Below are 16,413 nucleotides of genomic sequence, written 5' to 3' on the forward strand. Positions count from 1 at the left end.
TTCGTGGGATCGGGCGACGCCGTTGGCGCGGCGCGTGGCCGGACGCGTCCGCTTGATGTCGCTTATCGGATTATGCCTTGCGCCAAGCGATGATTCAACCCGCAAAAAACACTTAAGCGCGCGGTTGACACGGGCGGTGGCCACGGTTTATCAACGCATAGGCCCTTCGTACAACAATGGAGAAAACCAAATGACCAAGCTTCTGCTGCGCCTTGCCTGTCTGATAGCAGCGCTGGCCGCCATCGCCGCGGCCCAGCCGGCCCACGCCAACGACGAGGAAGTGGACCTGGGCATCATCACGCTGAAAACGCGCGGCGAGGCCGAAAGCGTTCGTGGCAAACTGAACTCCGGCGCCAACTTCGAGGCGTTGGCCAAACAGGTCTCCGAGGGGCCGGCCGTCTCCAGGGGCGGTAGGGTGGGGCGGCAGAAAGTCAAGGGCCTGCGCGCCGAATACCGCGCCGCCCTGGCCGGCCTGGCGCCCATGAAGCCCAGCAAGGTCGTGCCCATCGAGGATGGCTACGCCGTTTTGATGCGCTTCAATCAGCCCCGGGCCGAGCCCACCGCGCCGCCGCCCAGCCTGGCCCTGGAGCCCAAGACTTATTACCAGCCCAGCGTGGCCCCCGCCAGGCCGGTTTCGCCCGCCGAGGTCGAGGACGCGCCGGTTTTCATGCGCGGCCGCCGCGCGTTGATGGCCGCCCTGGAAAATCTGGTGGTGGGCGACTTCGAAAGCGCTGAAAAGAACATCACCGAAGCCAGGGGCTACAACCCCCATGACGAGGCCACCATGTTCATGCAAAGCATCGTCGACGGCGTCAACTCTGGCGGGCTGCGCAAAGAGGCGGCGGTGACCTTTGGCGATGGTTTCCTGGCCATGCTGGAAGGCGACGTGGCCCAGGCCGAGAAGCTCTTCGGCAAGGCCGCCGCCGATGACCCGCGCCTGTGGCAGGCCAGGCTGTTCGAGGCCAACATGATGGCCGGCCAGGGCCGGGGCGATCAGGCTCGCGCCCTGCTGGAGGCCTTGGTGGCTCAAAAGCCCGACGTGGCCGAGGCGCATTTGAGCTTGGCCATGATGAGCATGGGCGAGGGCAAGATGGGCCAGGGCAAGCAAGAGTTGGAGCGAGCCCTCAAAGCCAACCCCAACATGGCCCAGGCCCTCTACCAGATGGGCCAGGTGGCTGTTTACGAGGGCGACGCCGGCCGGGCCGAGGGCTACTTCAAGGCGGCCATTGCCGCCGACCCCTATTACGAAGAGGCCTACAACGACCTGGGCCTGATCTACGCCCACTTGGGCCGCGTGGCCGACGCCGAGGCCAGCTTCAACAAAGCCTTGGAGTTCAACCCCACGTTTTTCCCGGCGCACATCGGCCTGGGCAACCTCTACGGCCGCGAACGCCAGTTCAACAAGGCCGTGGATGAATTCAACAAGGCCCTGACCATCGACCCGACCTTCGCGCCGGCCTACTACAACGCCGCCTTGGCTTATGTCGCCATGGACATGTGGGCCGACGCCATCCGCTACGCCGACAAGGCGGCCAGCCTGGGCATGGACATCCCGCCGGACATGGCCAAGGATTTGAACGCCCACCGCCGCTAATCGACGACGGGCAGGGCCAAGCAGCGCCAGACGTCCTCGGCCCGGCGGCGCAGCTCTGGATCCTCCGCGCCGCTTGGGCCGATCAAGGTCAGGACGACCTGGGCCAGGGTTTGGCCCTGGTCGTCCTCCACGCCGATGGTCAGATCCTCCGGGCCTTGGTGGCGGCGTTTGCGCGCGCCGCCGGCCCGCTCCAGCCTGGCCAGGGCGGCCAGGGCCCGGCAATCGGGCGCGGGTAGGGCGGCCATGGCCGCCAGGGCCCTGACGATGCGCCCGCGCTCCAGGCCCAGGGCGCGGGCCAGGGCCTCGACCACCTCGGGCCGGGCGCTGGCGTAGGGCCTACCGGCGGCCAAGGCGGCGGCCTCGCGGGCCAGATAATCTTCAAGCATACTATTCAAAAAATGCATATCATCTGGCGATAACTGCTCATTTATTGAGGCGAGAAACGTCGTCAATCGTTGCAGATTGGCCAACGCCCGCTCCAGGCCACGAAAAAGGCCCTGACCCACGCTGGCGTAATCCAGGTCGCGGACGATCAATTTCAAATAGGCCCTGGCCGTGGCCGCCCGCAGGGCGCGCAGCTGGTCGGGCGGGAGCGCGCCCAGGTGATGCAGGCTCTCGGCCAGGGCCACTTCGGGCATTTCGCCGGCGGTCTCGATCATCAAGGCCTCATCCTCCAGATGATCGGGCGGCGGGGCTTGCAAAAAGACGTTGGCCATTTTTCCGTTTGCGGGGTCAAGTAGTTATTGCCAATGATGCACTCAGGTGCTAGAAAAGCCTAACGGCGCTGGGCTCTGATTTTACCCCAGGCCAACCGACGGCGCATTGGCAAAGCCCTGGCAAGGGCGTTCGCGCCGCTCGCCTGCCAGATGGGAAGGAATGCTATGGGTGGCAATTTCAGCACCAACTATCGCGAGAGCAACCTGATCTCGCGCCTGGAAAGCTCTCGCCAATCGGCCTGGAGCCGGCAATTGTCCATGCTGGGCGATCTTGGCGACGACGTGGCCCGCAAATTGGCGCTCAAATTGGTCCACGCCGGCCTGATCGAAGTGACCAACATGCGCGACCTCGAGGAACAACTCATCGTCTGTGTCAATGATTTGCTCCACGCCGAGGACTTCGAGATTCAATACGCCATTTCGCCCATCCGCGATCTGGTCGACAAGCCCAACCGCATCAGCCTGTTCGTCACCGCCTTCATCATCGAGAAGCTCATCAATCACCGGGCCGTGGTCGATGTCTTTGGCACCGACGAAGAAATCTACAACGTGGTCAACGACGAAATCATGCGCATGCTTAAATAGCGTCGGCCGTTGCGGGCCGTCAACCGCTTGATGTCCGGCCGTGGGCGTTTGCCGCCCGCGGTTTTTTTGTGAGGAGAGTCATGGAGATGGAAATCGCTTTGACCGGCGGCAAAAAGATCGAAGTGCGTTGGGATGACTTTGTGGTCGAGGCCGATCAATCCAAGGCGGCCGGCGGCGAAGGCGACGCGCCCGAGCCGTTCATGCTCTTTTTGGCCAGCCTGGGCGCTTGCAGCGGGATGTACGCGTTGTCGTTCTGCCAGGCCCGCGACATCCCCACCGCCGGCCTCAAGCTGCGCCAAAAGCTCGTCTCCGACGCCGAGGGCAAGCGCCTGAAGCAGGTGCGCATCGAGATCGTCCTGCCGCCCGAGTTCCCGGCCAAGTACGAAAAGGCCATTGTCCGCGTGGCCGACCAATGCGCCGTGAAAAAAGCCATCCAAAATCCGCCGTTGATCGAAACCGTGGCCGTGCGCGCCTAAAACCAGCCCCACGGCAGAAGCCAGGCCGCGCCGGCGGCCAGCAGACCGCCCAGCAGCGAGGCCGTCGCCAGCAGCCGCCGGGCCGCCGCCACATCGGCGGCGAGGGGGTCGCGGCCATGGGGGTTGATCCAGGGCTTTTCGACCAGCCGGCCGCCGTAGACGTTTGGGCCGCCCATGCGCAGATCCAGGGCCCCGGCGGCTGCTGCTTCGGGCCAGCCGGAGTTGGGGCTGGCGTGATCGGCGTGGCAATCCCTGGCCGCGCGCCAGGCCCCGGCGGCCTCCAGGCCGCAGAGACGGGCCGCCGCCACGATCACAAGCGCGCTCAGCCGAGCCGGCGCGAAACCGGCCACGTCGTCGAGCCTGGCGGCGAACCGGCCGAAGTATCCGTACTTTTCGTTCTTGTAGCCAATCATCGAATCAAGGGTGTTGACCGCCTTGTAGGCCACGGCCAGGGCCGGGCCACCCAGGGCCAGGTAAAGCAGCGGCGCGGCCACGCCGTCGTTGAAGTTTTCGGCCACGGTCTCGATGACCGCCCGGCGGATGCCGGCGGCGTCGAGGTTTCGCGTTTCGCGGCCCACGATCATCGAAAGACGCTGGCGGGCCAAGGCCAGATCGCCCCTGGCCAAGGGCGTCTCCACCCGGCCGGCCTCGCGCCAGAGCTGGCCGGCGGCCAGGCACTGAAAGGCCAGGACCAGCCCCACCGCCCAGCCCAGCGGCGGCCAGAGCCAGGCGGCCCCGGCCATGATCAGCCAGGATAGCGCGCCAAAGCCCAGCACCACGCACCATGTCAACGCCGCCCCGGCCCAAAGGGCCGCTGCCGGCCGCCCCGCGCGGGGGAGCAGTCTTCGCTCCAGGCGCTGGATGGAAAAACCCACCAGACGCACGAAGTGGGGCCAGCGCGGCGGGTCGCCGATGGCCCAGTCCAGGGCGCAGGCCAAAAGCACAAGCAATGGTTCGATCATTGGCGGACTCCGCAAGGTGTGGGCCAAAGATACCAAAGGCGGCGGTCATGCACAAATCAAGGCGCGCCGCCGGGGCCGCTTTGGCTTTGCCGGGGCGGCCGTTTTTGCTAGATTGGGGCCATGAGCGCCAAAACCGACACCGCCATCAAATTGACCGCCTCGTTGGGCGTGGGGCTTTTGCCTGGCGCGCCAGGCACCTACGGCTCGTTGGCCACGTTGGGCCTGGCCGCGGCTTGGCTGGCCCTGGGCGGCGGGGCCTTCGTTGGTCTGGGCTATTGGCTGGGCGTGCTGGGGCTGAGCGCGCTGGCCGTGGCCGTCAGCCGCGCCGCGTTGGCGCGCGGCGTCTTCGGCCCATCCGCCGATCCCTCGGCCATCGTCATCGACGAGGCCGCCGGCATGCTCCTGGCCCTGGCCTGGAGCGACCGCCTGGGCTGGCCGCTGCTGATGGCCTTTGCCGCCTTCAGGCTATTTGACATCGCCAAACCGTGGCCGGTCGGCTGGTCGCAGAGCCTGCCAGGGGCCTGGGGCGTGGTCGTCGACGACCTGTTGGCCGGCCTCTACGCCTTGGCCGTCACCCGCCTGGCGGTGGGCTGGCTGGGCGGCTAGGGTCAATCCAACAGTTCGGAGACCGGGCGCAGGCGCACTTCTTGGCGCAAGCGCTCCTGATAATGGCGCAGGGCCTTGATCGTGGCCTGGTGGGGATGGCCGATGGCGATGACCGGGTGGCCGCCCCTGGCCAGGTGGATCAACCCCTCGATCTGGCGACGAATGGCCTGTTCATCCACTTCATGATCCAAAAACATATCGCGGCGGGCGCGGCGCAGGCCCAACTGGCCGGCCACGTCGTAGGCCGCCGAGCGCGGTGAGGTGAGGCTGTCGACAAAAAACAGGCCGCGACGGCCGATCTGGGTCATCACCGGCCGCAACGCCGTGGCGTCCTCGGTGAACCTGGAGCCCATGTGGTTGTTGACGCCCACGGCTTCGGGCAAAAAGTCCAGGTCGGCGGCGGTCTGGCGGGCCAGGGCCTGCTCGTCGGCCTCGACCAACAGCGCGCCCGGCCCAGGGCTCAGCCTGGGGAATGACTTGGGCTCCATGGGCAGATGCAGCAGCACCTGGCGACCGCGCGCCTTGGCCATTCGCGCCACCTGGCGGCCGTGGGGCGAAAAGGGCAGGATGGAAAAGGTCAAATCCAGGTCCAGCTCCAGCAACTCCTTGGCCGGGCCCAGCAGGTAGCCCATGTCATCGATGACGATGGCCGCCAAGGCCTCGCGCCGATCGGGCGGCGGGGCCGGACCGTCGGGCGCGGCCTGGGCGGTGATGATCAGGCGGTGGCTGGGCCGGCCGGCGAGGCTCAGCTCCATGATCCAGGCGCGGCCGCGCTGACGCCAACGCCTTGGCGCGCTCAGGCCGGCCAGGGCGCTTTCCACGGCGGAGCGGATTTTGCCCGCGTCCTCGCCGGGGGCCAACTCCACCTTCATCTGCGCCACCTGGCCCCAGGGTTCGCCGGCCATGCTCAGGCCGACGCGTGCCGGATCGAGCCCGCCACGGGCCAGGCCGGCCAGCATGGCGTCGGTGAGGCGTTCGGCGGCCCGATCGCCGCCTTGACGACGCGGCGCCTCCTCGAAGGCGATGGACGCCTTGGGCGCGGCCCTTTGGGTGACCGCCTTGGCCGGGGCTGGCGGCGGCGCCATGGGCCAGTTCCAGGCCACCATCAAACCAGCCACGGCCAGGCAGCCGGCCGCCAGCCAAAGCAACCCGCCCAGCCAGCGATTGGTCCGCGAGGACTTGCGACGGGGGCTCTTTTTCTTTTTGGGGCTTGTTTTGGCGGCGCGTCCGCCCCGATTGCGGGGCGGACGGCCGGTGGATTTGCTTGGCTTTTTGCCGGGCACTTAGTTGGCGGCGGTGTTCTTCGTGGACATCGGCGCGAAGACCTGCCAGGCCTTGAGCAGGTCCAGGGCGCGGCGCAACTGGTTGTCCTTATCCAGCTTGTCCTTGGCGTAATAGAGCTTGGAGTCGGACTTCTTGTCGGCCTTGGCCGCATCGCCCTCGGCGGCGATGGCCCCGGTCAGGTCTTTTTCGCGGATGGATTGGTCCTTGGCCGCCGGCTTATCCTTGGCTTCTTCCTCGGGCGGATCAAAGGGCACCACCAGATCGGGCTCGATGCCCTTGGCCTGGATCGACCGGCCGTTGGGCGTGTAATAGCGGGCGGTGGTCAGGCGCAGGGCCCCGTTGTCGCCCAGGGGGATGATCGTCTGCACCGAGCCCTTGCCGAACGACGGCGAGCCCACGACCATGGCTCGTTTGTGGTCTTGCAGCGCGCCGGCCAGAATCTCGCTGGCGCTGGCCGAGCCCTGGTTGATCAGGACGATGATGGGGTAGTCGCCGGCGGTGACGGTGGGCGTGGCGTTGAAGACCATGTCCTGGTTCTTGTTGCGGCCCTTGGTGGAGACGATCACGCCGCCGCTGAGGAACTGATCGGCGGCGGTGACGGCCTCTTGCAGCAGTCCGCCGGGGTCGTTGCGCAGGTCGAGCACCAAACCGCGCAGAGGGGTCTTTTGGCTCTGCAATGTTTGCAGGGCTTCGATCAGGTCGCGGGTGGTGGTCTCTTGGAAATTGCTGATGCGGATGTAGCCGTAACCGTCCTCGAGCAGGTTGTAGCGCACGCTGTGCAGGGGGATCAGGTCGCGGGTGATGGCGATGTCGATGAGCTGGGGCGCATCATCGCGCATGACGGTCAGCACCACCTTGGAGCCCTGGGCCCCGCGGATGGACTTGACCGCGTCCATGGTCGTCATGCCCTTGGTCAGCTTGCCGTCGATCTTGATGATGCGGTCGCCGGCCTTGACGCCGGCCTTGTAGGCCGGGGTGTCCTCGATGGGCGAGACCACCGTGAGCACGCCGTCCTTGGAGGTGATCTCGATGCCCACGCCGTAGAAGCTGCCCTTGGTCTCGATCTGCAGGTCTTTGAACTCCTCGGGGCTCATGTACGAGGAGTGGGGGTCGAGGTTATCGACCATGCCCTTGATGGCCCGCTGGATCAGATCCTTGGAGGTTTTTTCCTCGACGTACTTTTGCTTGATTTCCTCTAGCACCTCGGTTAGCAGGCGCATCTGCTGATATTCGTCGTCGCTGGCGGCGTTGCTTTGCGGGGTGGGGAGATAGGGCGCCAAAAGCATGGCCAAGCCAACTATCGCCGCAAGGATCATCGGAATCCGCATCTGGCCTCGACGCATTTAAGCCTCCCAACCCATGAAGGAAAAGACAGCAATTAGCTTAACCCTTGAGGCAACCTCGGTCAAGGGGCCAGCCTCAGCCATTCTAGCGAATTTACGGGTTTAGAGTTTTTGCGCACCTCCAGGTAAAGCCTGCCGCCGGGGCCCACCGCCCCCACCACCTGGCTGGCCGCGACCCGTTGGCCTGGCTCCACCGACAGCGTTTCCAGATAGGCCAAAACAGTGTGCACCCGCTGGCCGTGGTCCAGGACGACCACTTTGCCCCAGCCGCTGATTTCGGCGGCGTAGGCCACCTCGCCATCCCAGGGTGCGCGAACCTGAGCCCCCCGCCGGGCGCTGAAGGTCACCCCCCGTGAACCCACGGCCTCGTGGGTCACGCCCTCCACCGGCTGGGCGGCGCGGCGCTGGGAAACGGCCTCGGGCGCTTGGTCCGGGTCGAAGCGCAGATCGAGGGCGAACGTGCGCACAAGGCGCGATTCGGCCTCACGCAAGGCCTCGATGACCTCGGCCAGGCGGCCTTGTTCCTGGCTCAGCCGGCCCATCAAGGCGCTGGCCTGGCTTTGATGGCTTTCCAGGCGCTCCAGGCTTTGTTCGAGCTGTAGGCAGGTGCGGGCGTGTTCGTCGCGCTGCCGCCGCAGTTGATCCTCCAGGCGCGCCAAGGCCGCGGCCTGGGCCGCCAGGGCGTCCAGGCGTCGCCGGTCGGCTTCGACCACCGCGGTCATGGCCCGCGAGCGCTCCAGGGCTTCGGCCAGGCTTTGCGACGAGGCCAGTAGATGCAGGCTGGCGTCGGCCCCGAAAAGATAGAGCGCCCGCAGGCGGCGGCCGTAAACCCGCCTGGCCTGGGTCAGGCGGGTTTGCATTTCGGCGGCCTGGGCCTTGATGGCCTCCAGGCGGGCGGCCTCCTCGCCGCGTTGCTGGCGCAGCCGAACCAGGAGCGCCGTCTCCTCGGTTTGGCGGCGGCGGGCCTCTTGCAACTGGCTGGCCAGGGCGCTGGCTTTTTCCTGCATGGCCTGGCGCTGGCCCAGCAAATCATCCAGGCGCAGGCGCAACTCGTGACGGGCGTCGATCTCGTCGGCGGCGCGGGCCGTTGGCGGGCCGGCCGCCAGCACGGCCAACGCCGCCAGCATCGCGGCCAAAAGCTTCAAGGCCGGGTCACCCGCAGCGCGCGGCCCACGCCCAGCCAGGCGCCGATCAGCCCGGCCGCCGCGCCAACCCCGGCCAGCACGAGCGGCAACGCCGGCGGCAGGACGAACAACGCCGACAGATCCAGCCCCAGCGGCAGCGTGGCCGGCGCGGAAAGCACCACCATCAGCCAGGCCACCAGGCCATAGGCCGCCGCGCTGGCCGCCAGGGCCTGCAACAGGGCCTCGATGACGAAGGGCCGGCGGATGTAGCCCGGCGACGAGCCGATCAGGTCGAGGATCTCCAGTTCCGCGCGCCGCGAGTGATAGGCCAGCCGCACGGTGTTGCCGGCCAGCATGGTCACGGCCAAAAACAACAGCAGCCCCAAGGCCGCGGCCAGGTTGGTCAGCGCTCGGCGTGCGGTGTCGAGCCGTTGCAGCCAGGGTCGGGCGGTGAGCACCTCCCGCACGCCGTCTAGGGCCCCCAGCGCGGCGATCAGCTCGTCGCCGGGGTCGCGGCCGGGATTGAGGCGCACCTCCACGGCGTTGGGCAGGGGGTTGTGGTCCATGCCGGCCAAGACGTCTTTTTTGGGGCCGAGTTGCCGACTGAAGCGCTCCAGGGCCTCTTCGCGGGAGACGAAGCGGGCCTCGGCCACCTGGGTGAAATCCAGGGCTTGGGCGGCGATCCGCGCGCCGCGCTCCGGCGAGGCCCCGTCTTCCAGCACCACGGCTAACGTGGCCCCGGTGAAGACCTGTCGGGCCGCCTGGTGCAGGTTGAAAACCAGGGTGAAATAAACGCCGATAATGGCCAGGGCCACGGTCATGCTGGTGATGGCCACGCCCTGAAGCCAGGGGTTTTCGGCCATCTGGCGCAGGGCCCGCGACGGGGCCATGTCCCAGCGCGGCGGCCGCTTCAACGCACCATCTCCAGTTTGCCGCCGCGCAGTTCGGCCACGGAGGCGTTGGGCGTGCGGCCGGGCAGGGTGGGGTCGTGGGTGGCCAAAAGCACCGTGCTGCCGGCGGCGTGGGCCTTTTGCAGCAAGCGCAACACGCGCTGGGTGTTTTGCGGGTCAAGGTTGCCGGTGGGCTCGTCGGCCAGGATCAGCTTGGGCCGCCGGGCCAGGGCCCGGGCGATGGCCACCCGCTGTTGCTCGCCGCCGCTGAGTGTGTCGGCGCGGACCATGGCCTTGTCGGTCAGGTCGACCCAGCGCAGGGCCTGTTCGACCATGCGCTGGGTGTCCGCCCCGCCCACGCCGCAGACGCGCAGGGCCAAGGCGACGTTTTCGAAGACGCTGCGCCGGCCCAACAACCGAAAGTCCTGAAACACCACGCCCAACTGACGGCGAATTTTGGCCATGGCCCGCGGCCGCAGCGCGCCCATGTCGCGGCCGGCCACCAGCACGCGGCCCGTGGTTGGCAACTCCACGCCCATGATCAGGTTGATCAGCGTGGTCTTGCCCGCCCCGGACGGGCCGCACAAAAAGACGAAACTGCCCGGCTCCAGGCGCAAATCCAGGCCGTCGAAGACCAGTTTTTCCGCGCCGTGGTAAAGCTTGCCGACCCGTTCCAGTCGGACCATGCCAGCCGACCCCAGGCCTATGGCGTTACGCTGGCGGACTTGTCCGCGGCGCGTTTGGCCAGCTTTTCCGGGTCGAGGCCGGCGCCCATGGCCCGCAGCAGTTGGGCCTTGGCCGTGTTGAAGACGCCCAACGAATTGAAGTAGTTGTTCTGAGCCTTGGTCAGGAGGGTCTGGGCGTCCAAAAGCTCGGTGTTGGTGGTCAGCTGCTCGCGGTAGCGCTCCATGGTGATGCGATAGTTTTCCTCGGCCTGTTTGACCGCCACCTGGGACGTCTGGATGTTCTTTTCCGACTCCTTCAAGTAGAGGTAGGCCTCCTTGACCTGCAGGTCGACCTGGTCGCGCAGGCCCTTGAGGGCCATCTCGGCCCGGCGCACGTCGGCCCTGGCCTTGTTGACCTCGGCGGCGGTGGCCCCCCACTGAAAAACGTTGAGCGAGGCGCCGGCGGCCACGGTCCAGTTGCTCTGGTCGTAATATGGCGAATCGCCCAGGCCGGCCTCGTCGCTGGTCATGTCGTAGGAGCCCTTGACCGACACCTGGGGATAATACTCGCTCTTGGCCTTGGTGACGTTCCAGTTGGCCTGCTCGATGCCCAGCTTGATCGACTTCAGTTCCGGCCGGTTGGCGCGGGCCTGGTTGCGCGCGTCGTCATAATCGAGCTTCAACGGCTTGTAGGGCAGAATGTCCTCCACCTCCAACTGGCCATCAACAGGCAGGCCAAGCAGCGTGTTCAGCGAGGCCAGGGACAGGGCCACGTAATTGGCCGTCTTGACTTCCTCTTGTTGGGCGCTGGAAAGCTCGACCTCCACCTTCAACACGTCGTTGATGGGCAGGATGCCCACCTCGTTGAAGTCGCGGGCCGTCTGCAGGTGGGATTGCAACTGGGTCACGGCCTGGACGGCCACTTCGTGGTTTTTCTGGGCGGTCAGATAGAGGATGTAGGCCTGCTTGACCGAAACGACCAGGTCGAGGATGTTGAGCTCCACGTCCAGCCGGGCCATGTCCACGCCCAGGTCGGCCATCTTGTAGCCGCTGGTGATGCGAAAGCCGGTGAACAGCGGCTGGGTCAGCGAGGTGGTCCAGACATAGGTGTTTTCGGACGAGGTGACGAACGAGCCCAGGGGCGTGTCGATGACCGATGGGTTTTGGGTGCGCTGCCAGTTGTAGGCGGTGTCGAGCTTGGGCAGATAGCCGGTTTTGGCCTGCCACAGGGTCTGGTGGGCCTTTTGCAGATCCTCGCGCGTCTGGGCCAGGGTCGGCGAATAATCCAGGGCCATGTCGATGGCCTGGTTCAGAGTCAACGGGCCGCTGGGCGCGGCGGTGGCTTTTTCCTCGGCCAGGGACGCGCCGCAAGAAGCGGCAACCAAAACCAGGGCCACCAGCGGCGCGACAATCACCTTCAAGGCCATCGGCCACATCGCTTTGCGTTGCACGGCAAAACTCCTGTCTCGCGAAAAAACTGGTTCGTTACAAGGCCGGCGCGGGGCGGCCATGCCCGTTTGGCGAGGTCAGCCCGCGCGTTTGGCCAAGTTTATTTTGAGTAACGACTCAAATCCAGTCCTGACCATGCCCCAAGCCCAAAAAAAAGGCCGGACCAGACAAAATAGCAGCGATCTGTTTAGTAGTTCCGGCCTATTTTCCGTAACGAATTTTAGAAACGGTCGTTCGAGGGGATAAAAAAGCAATAACCCCAGCGCCGCCCATAGCGCGCCGTCGGCCGGAAAGCGCGGCGCGAAGGCCACCAGCAGGCCAATCACGGCCAGGGCCAGCACCACTCGCCATGGCCAACCACGAGGCCACGGCCAGCCTACCTGGCCGTTGGCGCGCAGGGCCCGCACGGCCAGCGCCGCCCCCCGGCCAAAGCGGGCCTGCAAACTCAGCGCCCCGGCCAAGCCCGACGGCGGGGTTGCGCGCGCCTGGCATTGCGGCTCGAAAACCACGCCGCCGCCCATGGCGGCCACCCGGCAGGCCAGGGCGAACAGGTCGGTGGCCTGGCAAGGGCCTGGGCCTGGGCGGCCGACGGCGTCGCGCAGCCAGCGGGCCCGGAAGGCCGCGCAGGCCGGCAGGGGCGGCCAGGTCTGGCCAGCGGCCAAACCCTGGTCAAAAAATTCGTTGGCCAGGTCCAGCAGGTCGGCCCAAGGCTCGTCGGCGTCGTGGCGGGCGGCTGGCCCTAGAACGGCCTGGGCGTCGGGCTCGGCCATGCGCCTGATCAAGCCTGTGGCCAGGCCGGGTCGCGGTAGGGCGTCCGGGGCCATGACGGCGACGATTTCGCCGCGGCAGGCGGCCAGGGCCGCGGCGAAGTCGGGCGCGAAATCCAGCGTCGGCGCGGCGTGGCCTGACGGCTGTCGGCAGACCAGCACGCGGCCAAAGTCGCCGGAGGCGGCCAGGGCGGCGCATGCGCGCGAAAAGGCGGCGTCGTCAGCCAGGCGCGGCCCAGGCTGGATGATCAGGTCGATCTGCGGCGGCTGGTGATCCATAATGCGAAGAACATCCCCCCGTGACGGCCGCGCGGGCCGGCGGCCGGGGTCAGAGGCTGGTCAGCGCGTCCTGGAAGGCCCGGTAGTGCTGGCGGGCCAATTGATCCTGGCCCATGGCCTCGTAGGCCCGCGAAAGGGCCAGGTGGATGCTGCGGGCCTGGAGGTGGTCCGGCGAGCCGGCCAGGGCTTGACGCAGGCGCTCCACGGCCTCGCCGTGGCGTTTCTGGGCCACGAGCACCTTGGACAGATCCAGCAACAGACCAGGCTCGTCACGACCAAGGGCGATGGCCTGGCAAAACAGCCGGGCGGCCTGGTCCAGGTCGCCTTCCAGATGCGACAAATGGGCCTGGGATATGAGCCGGTCGGCCTCGCTCTGGGGTTGGCCGCCGGAAAACAGGCTGGCCAGGTCGTCGGGCTGGCTTTTGTCGCTCACGAGCGTCTCCATTTGAAATTTTGTTCGCGCGGTCATGTTAGCAACATGGGCTCCCAAAATTCAAGGCGATGATGTAATCTGCCGTGAAATAGCCCCGCCGGGTCGGAGGTCGCGTCAATGCTTCTGAGCATCGTCATGCCCGTTTACAACGAAAAGCCCTATCTGCGCCGGATCGTCGACCGCGTTCAGGCCATCGACCTGACCGGCTGGGAGCGCCAACTCATCATCGTCGACGACGGCTCGGACGACGGCGGCGAGGCGATCATGGATCAATTGGCCGGCGGCCACGGCCTGGAAGGGGCGGGCAAGCCCTTCGAGCGACCCGTGACGCTGATCCGTCACCGGCGAAACAAAGGCAAAGGCGCGGCCCTGCGCAGTGGCTTGGCCGCCGCCGTTGGCGACGCGGTGCTGATCCAGGACGCCGACCTGGAGTACGACCCGGCCGATTATCCGGCGTTGCTAGAGCCCATCGCCCAGGGTCGGGCCATGGTTGTCTACGGTTCGCGGTTCCTGCACGGCCGGGCCGGCGCGCCGCCGCACCAGTGGCTGGCCAACCGTTTGTTGAGCCTGTGCGCCAGCGCCTTGTTCGGCCAACGCCTGAGCGACATGGAGACCTGCTACAAGGCCTTCGACCGCCGGGCCCTGGCCGGCTTGGAGCTGACGGCCAACGGCTTCGAGGTGGAGCCGGAGTTGACGGCCAAGGTGTTGCGGCGGGGCTTGCGCATCCACGAGACGCCGATAAGCTATCAAGGCCGCCGCGCGCGGCACGGCAAAAAGATTCGTTGGACCGACGCCTTCAAGGCGTTGGCCATGCTGCTGCGTTGCAGATTTAATATAAAAGTTTAAGGAAATTGCCTAACGTGTGGAAAAATTATCTTATCGGCTTGGTGATCAGCGTGGCCACGCTGGTGATTTTTTTTCGTCAGGCCTCGCCGGGGCAGATCTGGCAGGCCTTTGGTCAGGTGGATTTGTGGTTGTTGGGGCCGGTGACGATGACCTATCTGGCCAGCTTTGTTTTGCGGGCCCTGCGCTGGCGCTATCTGATGCGGCCGGTGGCCGAGGTGGGCTTTGGGCCGCTTTTGTCGGCGCTGATGATCGGTTTTTTGGGCAACAACATTTTGCCGGCCCATCTGGGCGAACTGGTGCGGGCGGTGGTGCTGGGACGCCAGGCCCAGGTCAGCGCCTCGGCGGTGATGGCCACGGTGGTCATGGAGCGGGTCTGGGATGGCCTGACGATCCTGCTTTTGCTGGGCGTGGTGCTGATGTTCATGGACGCGCCGCCGTGGGTGCGCATGGGCGGCTGGGCTGGGCTGGCCTTTTTCGGCGGGACGATGTTTTTTTTGCAGATGTTCCGCTGGCAGCGTCAGCGCTGCATGAAACTGCTGGGCTTTTGCCTGCGGCCGTTGCCGGCGCGCTGGTCGTCGGGCCTTCTGGGCATGGCCCAGTCGTTCGCCGATGGCCTGGCCGTGGCCAGGGCCGCCGACCTGGCCTTTATCGCCGGCTATTCGCTGGTGCTATGGCTGACGCTTTCGGTGTGCGCCTGGCTATTGATGATCGCCTTCGGCTTCGACCTGGGTTTGATGTCCGCCATTTTCCTGGAGGTGCTGGTGGCCTTGGCCTTGATCATCCCGGCCGCGCCGGGGTTTGTCGGCACGTTCCACATGGGCGCGCAGGTGGCGCTGGTGATGTTTGGCGTCGCCGCGGCGGAGGCTGGCAGTTACGCCATGCTGCTGTGGCTGATCCACTTTGTGCCGACCACGATCATAGGTTTGTATTTCCTGAAAAAAAGCGGCCTTGGTTGGGCCGGCCTGACCGGTTCGAGCAAAAATTCGGTGGCGTGAGCGCCAAGTGGTGGGCCGCGCGCGGAGGCGGTTGCGCCCTTGGGCCGATGCATGTAAGCTAGCTTGTAGCCCCTGTGAAAATTTATCTTCGTCAGGAGCTTTCTCTTATGGAAAAATGCCGACTCGCCGCTGAGTTTTTTCAGAAACTGGGAGAGGGGTCTGCAGAGTTCATCACCACGATGATCGAAGACGAAATGAACGCCGAGCTGGTGGAGATCTTCAACAAATTCGGTGAGAAGATCGACATGGGTGACATGGACCCCGGCCGTTTCCAGACCAGCCTGCTGATCATCGGCTATCTGCTGCGGGCCCATGAGCAGACTCGGCTGGACCTGAAAAGCCCGTCCTGCTCGACTGCGCTTCACTGAGCCATGCGGCCTGGAGCGCGCGTGTCGACCAACGCATTCATGTTCCAGGGGCCTGGCCAAGGGCAATTGGCCGGGCGCCTTTTTTTACCCCAGGGCCCGCCCAGGGCCAAGGTGGTCATCGCCCACGGGCTGCAATCGTCCATGGCCAGCCAAAAGCTGACCAACCTGGCGCTGTTTTTGGCCGAGCGTGGCATGATCGCCATGCAGTTCGACCACTCGGGCTGCGGTGAATCACCGGGCGAGATGCGCCTGACCACGCTCAGCGGCCGGCGCGACGAACTGGTTGCCGCCGCGCGGGCCCTGCCGGAGGATGACGCGCCGCTGGTGTTGGTGGGTTCGTCCATGGGCGGCACGGCGGCCTTGCTGGCGGCCGAGGCGCTGGCCCCGGCCTGTCTGGCGGTCTGGTCCGCCCCCTGGGATTATCTGGAGCTGATGGCGCGGCTGGCCACCCAAGACCCGCCGCCCGATCTGCCGCTGATGCCCCGCGATATCATGAGCCTGGACCTGGAGGCCGCCTTGGCCCGCAGGGCTGGCGTGCTGTTCGTCCACGGCCAGGACGACGAGGTCGTGCCCGTGGCCCAGGCCAGGCGCGGCCACGATCTGGCCCGCCAGCCCAAGGATCTGCTGATCATCGCCGGGGCCGACCACCGCCTCTCGCGCCTGGCCGACCAAAAACTGGCCATGGCGCGCACTCTGGCCTGGATCGAACGTTTCATCGCCTGAGCTTTTCCGCCTCTCCGCCAAAACCTTTCGTCGCCATCGGCAGCCGATCAAAGATCGGCCGTTACTTGATTGATCGGCCCATCCACGCACCGGCTGGCGAGGAGTTTTGCCCAGAACCGCCGCATGTGAACAAATGCAAGCCAAGGACAATTATTCCAGGCCAATAATCATGGCTTCTATGTTTTTTCAGCCATAATCCGATTGACATTAATTCATTGCCTGTAGTTAGCTATGCTCGGCAATGGTTTTGCCCGATAAATCAAAACATAACTTTTTTGATTGTAATAGTTGTGAGCGCTCAACAGGGG

Annotated in this window: 18 protein-coding genes; 8 read left to right on the forward strand and 10 right to left on the reverse strand. The window is 65.9% G+C overall.

All coding sequences use genetic code 11. The features are described 5' to 3' along the window. Positions 1-190 precede the first annotated feature (190 nt). Complete coding sequence (locus DEBA_RS08815; RefSeq protein ID WP_013258581.1) at positions 191-1,594, forward strand: tetratricopeptide repeat protein; 1,404 nt, start codon at positions 191-193, stop codon at positions 1,592-1,594. Here the strand turns inward: DEBA_RS08815 and DEBA_RS08820 are convergent. Next, positions 1,591-2,310: a hypothetical protein gene (locus tag DEBA_RS08820; RefSeq protein ID WP_013258582.1), complete on the reverse strand. Its 720-nt coding sequence runs from the start codon at positions 2,308-2,310 to the stop codon at positions 1,591-1,593. The genes DEBA_RS08815 and DEBA_RS08820 overlap by 4 nt on opposite strands. A gap of 165 nt (positions 2,311-2,475) precedes the next feature. Between DEBA_RS08820 and DEBA_RS08825 the strand changes: the two genes are divergently transcribed. Together DEBA_RS08825 and DEBA_RS08830 are read left to right on the forward strand one after the other, a co-directional pair. Then, the gene (locus tag DEBA_RS08825; protein WP_013258583.1) at positions 2,476-2,895 is read left to right on the forward strand and encodes a hypothetical protein; all 420 of its coding nucleotides are present in this window, start codon (positions 2,476-2,478) and stop codon (positions 2,893-2,895) included. A gap of 86 nt (positions 2,896-2,981) precedes the next feature. After that, positions 2,982-3,371: an OsmC family protein gene (locus DEBA_RS08830; protein WP_013258584.1), complete on the forward strand. Its 390-nt coding sequence runs from the start codon at positions 2,982-2,984 to the stop codon at positions 3,369-3,371. Here DEBA_RS08830 and cbiB read toward each other — a convergent pair. Continuing rightward, positions 3,368-4,333: an adenosylcobinamide-phosphate synthase CbiB gene (gene cbiB / locus DEBA_RS08835; protein WP_013258585.1), complete on the reverse strand. Its 966-nt coding sequence runs from the start codon at positions 4,331-4,333 to the stop codon at positions 3,368-3,370. The two genes, DEBA_RS08830 and cbiB, sit on opposite strands and share 4 nt — an antisense overlap. A 120-nt stretch (positions 4,334-4,453) precedes the next feature. On the opposite strand from cbiB, the gene DEBA_RS08840 reads away from it, so the two are divergent. Beyond that, positions 4,454-4,939, forward strand: coding sequence for a phosphatidylglycerophosphatase A family protein (locus tag DEBA_RS08840; protein ID WP_013258586.1), 486 nt, complete (start codon positions 4,454-4,456; stop codon positions 4,937-4,939). Between the two features lie 2 nt (positions 4,940-4,941). On the opposite strand, the gene DEBA_RS08845 is transcribed toward DEBA_RS08840, so the two are convergent. From DEBA_RS08845 to DEBA_RS08885, 8 genes are all read right to left on the reverse strand, one after another. Continuing rightward, positions 4,942-6,087, reverse strand: a complete 1,146-nt coding sequence (locus tag DEBA_RS08845) for a divergent polysaccharide deacetylase family protein (RefSeq protein WP_148227830.1) — start codon at positions 6,085-6,087, stop codon at positions 4,942-4,944. Between the two features lie 135 nt (positions 6,088-6,222). Beyond that, complete coding sequence (locus tag DEBA_RS08855; RefSeq protein ID WP_245528541.1) at positions 6,223-7,509, reverse strand: S41 family peptidase; 1,287 nt, start codon at positions 7,507-7,509, stop codon at positions 6,223-6,225. A gap of 119 nt (positions 7,510-7,628) precedes the next feature. Beyond that, positions 7,629-8,711, reverse strand: a complete 1,083-nt coding sequence (locus tag DEBA_RS08860) for a murein hydrolase activator EnvC family protein (RefSeq protein ID WP_013258589.1) — start codon at positions 8,709-8,711, stop codon at positions 7,629-7,631. Next, complete coding sequence (locus DEBA_RS08865; RefSeq protein WP_013258590.1) at positions 8,708-9,604, reverse strand: cell division protein FtsX; 897 nt, start codon at positions 9,602-9,604, stop codon at positions 8,708-8,710. Before DEBA_RS08865 ends, DEBA_RS08860 begins: the two co-directional genes overlap by 4 nt. Continuing rightward, on the reverse strand, positions 9,601-10,266 hold the full coding sequence (locus tag DEBA_RS08870; protein ID WP_013258591.1) for a cell division ATP-binding protein FtsE: 666 nt from the start codon (positions 10,264-10,266) through the stop codon (positions 9,601-9,603). Before DEBA_RS08870 ends, DEBA_RS08865 begins: the two co-directional genes overlap by 4 nt. 17 nt (positions 10,267-10,283) lie before the next feature. Then, a complete protein-coding gene (locus tag DEBA_RS08875; protein ID WP_013258592.1) occupies positions 10,284-11,696 on the reverse strand; it encodes a TolC family protein in 1,413 nt (470 codons plus the stop codon). Between the two features lie 75 nt (positions 11,697-11,771). Continuing rightward, positions 11,772-12,740 (reverse strand): family 2 glycosyl transferase, encoded by a 969-nt coding sequence (locus DEBA_RS08880; RefSeq protein WP_013258593.1) that lies wholly within the window; start codon positions 12,738-12,740, stop codon positions 11,772-11,774. Between the two features lie 49 nt (positions 12,741-12,789). Next, positions 12,790-13,173, reverse strand: a complete 384-nt coding sequence (locus tag DEBA_RS08885; RefSeq protein WP_013258594.1) for a tetratricopeptide repeat protein — start codon at positions 13,171-13,173, stop codon at positions 12,790-12,792. A gap of 117 nt (positions 13,174-13,290) precedes the next feature. On the opposite strand from DEBA_RS08885, the gene DEBA_RS08890 reads away from it, so the two are divergent. The 4 genes from DEBA_RS08890 to DEBA_RS08905 all read left to right on the forward strand — a co-directional run bounded on the left by DEBA_RS08890 (position 13,291) and on the right by DEBA_RS08905 (position 16,105). Beyond that, positions 13,291-14,019, forward strand: coding sequence for a glycosyltransferase family 2 protein (locus tag DEBA_RS08890; RefSeq protein WP_013258595.1), 729 nt, complete (start codon positions 13,291-13,293; stop codon positions 14,017-14,019). Between the two features lie 14 nt (positions 14,020-14,033). Further along, positions 14,034-15,014: a lysylphosphatidylglycerol synthase transmembrane domain-containing protein gene (locus DEBA_RS08895; protein ID WP_013258596.1), complete on the forward strand. Its 981-nt coding sequence runs from the start codon at positions 14,034-14,036 to the stop codon at positions 15,012-15,014. A gap of 179 nt (positions 15,015-15,193) precedes the next feature. Next, positions 15,194-15,382 carry a hypothetical protein gene (locus DEBA_RS08900; protein ID WP_148227832.1) on the forward strand — a complete coding sequence of 63 codons (189 nt, stop codon included), beginning with the start codon at positions 15,194-15,196 and terminating at the stop codon, positions 15,380-15,382. 21 nt (positions 15,383-15,403) lie between these two features. Beyond that, positions 15,404-16,105, forward strand: a complete 702-nt coding sequence (locus DEBA_RS08905; RefSeq protein ID WP_013258598.1) for an alpha/beta hydrolase — start codon at positions 15,404-15,406, stop codon at positions 16,103-16,105. Positions 16,106-16,413: the final 308 nt, after the last annotated feature.

The organism is Desulfarculus baarsii DSM 2075 (assembly GCF_000143965.1).
GTDB lineage: Bacteria > Desulfobacterota > Desulfarculia > Desulfarculales > Desulfarculaceae > Desulfarculus > Desulfarculus baarsii.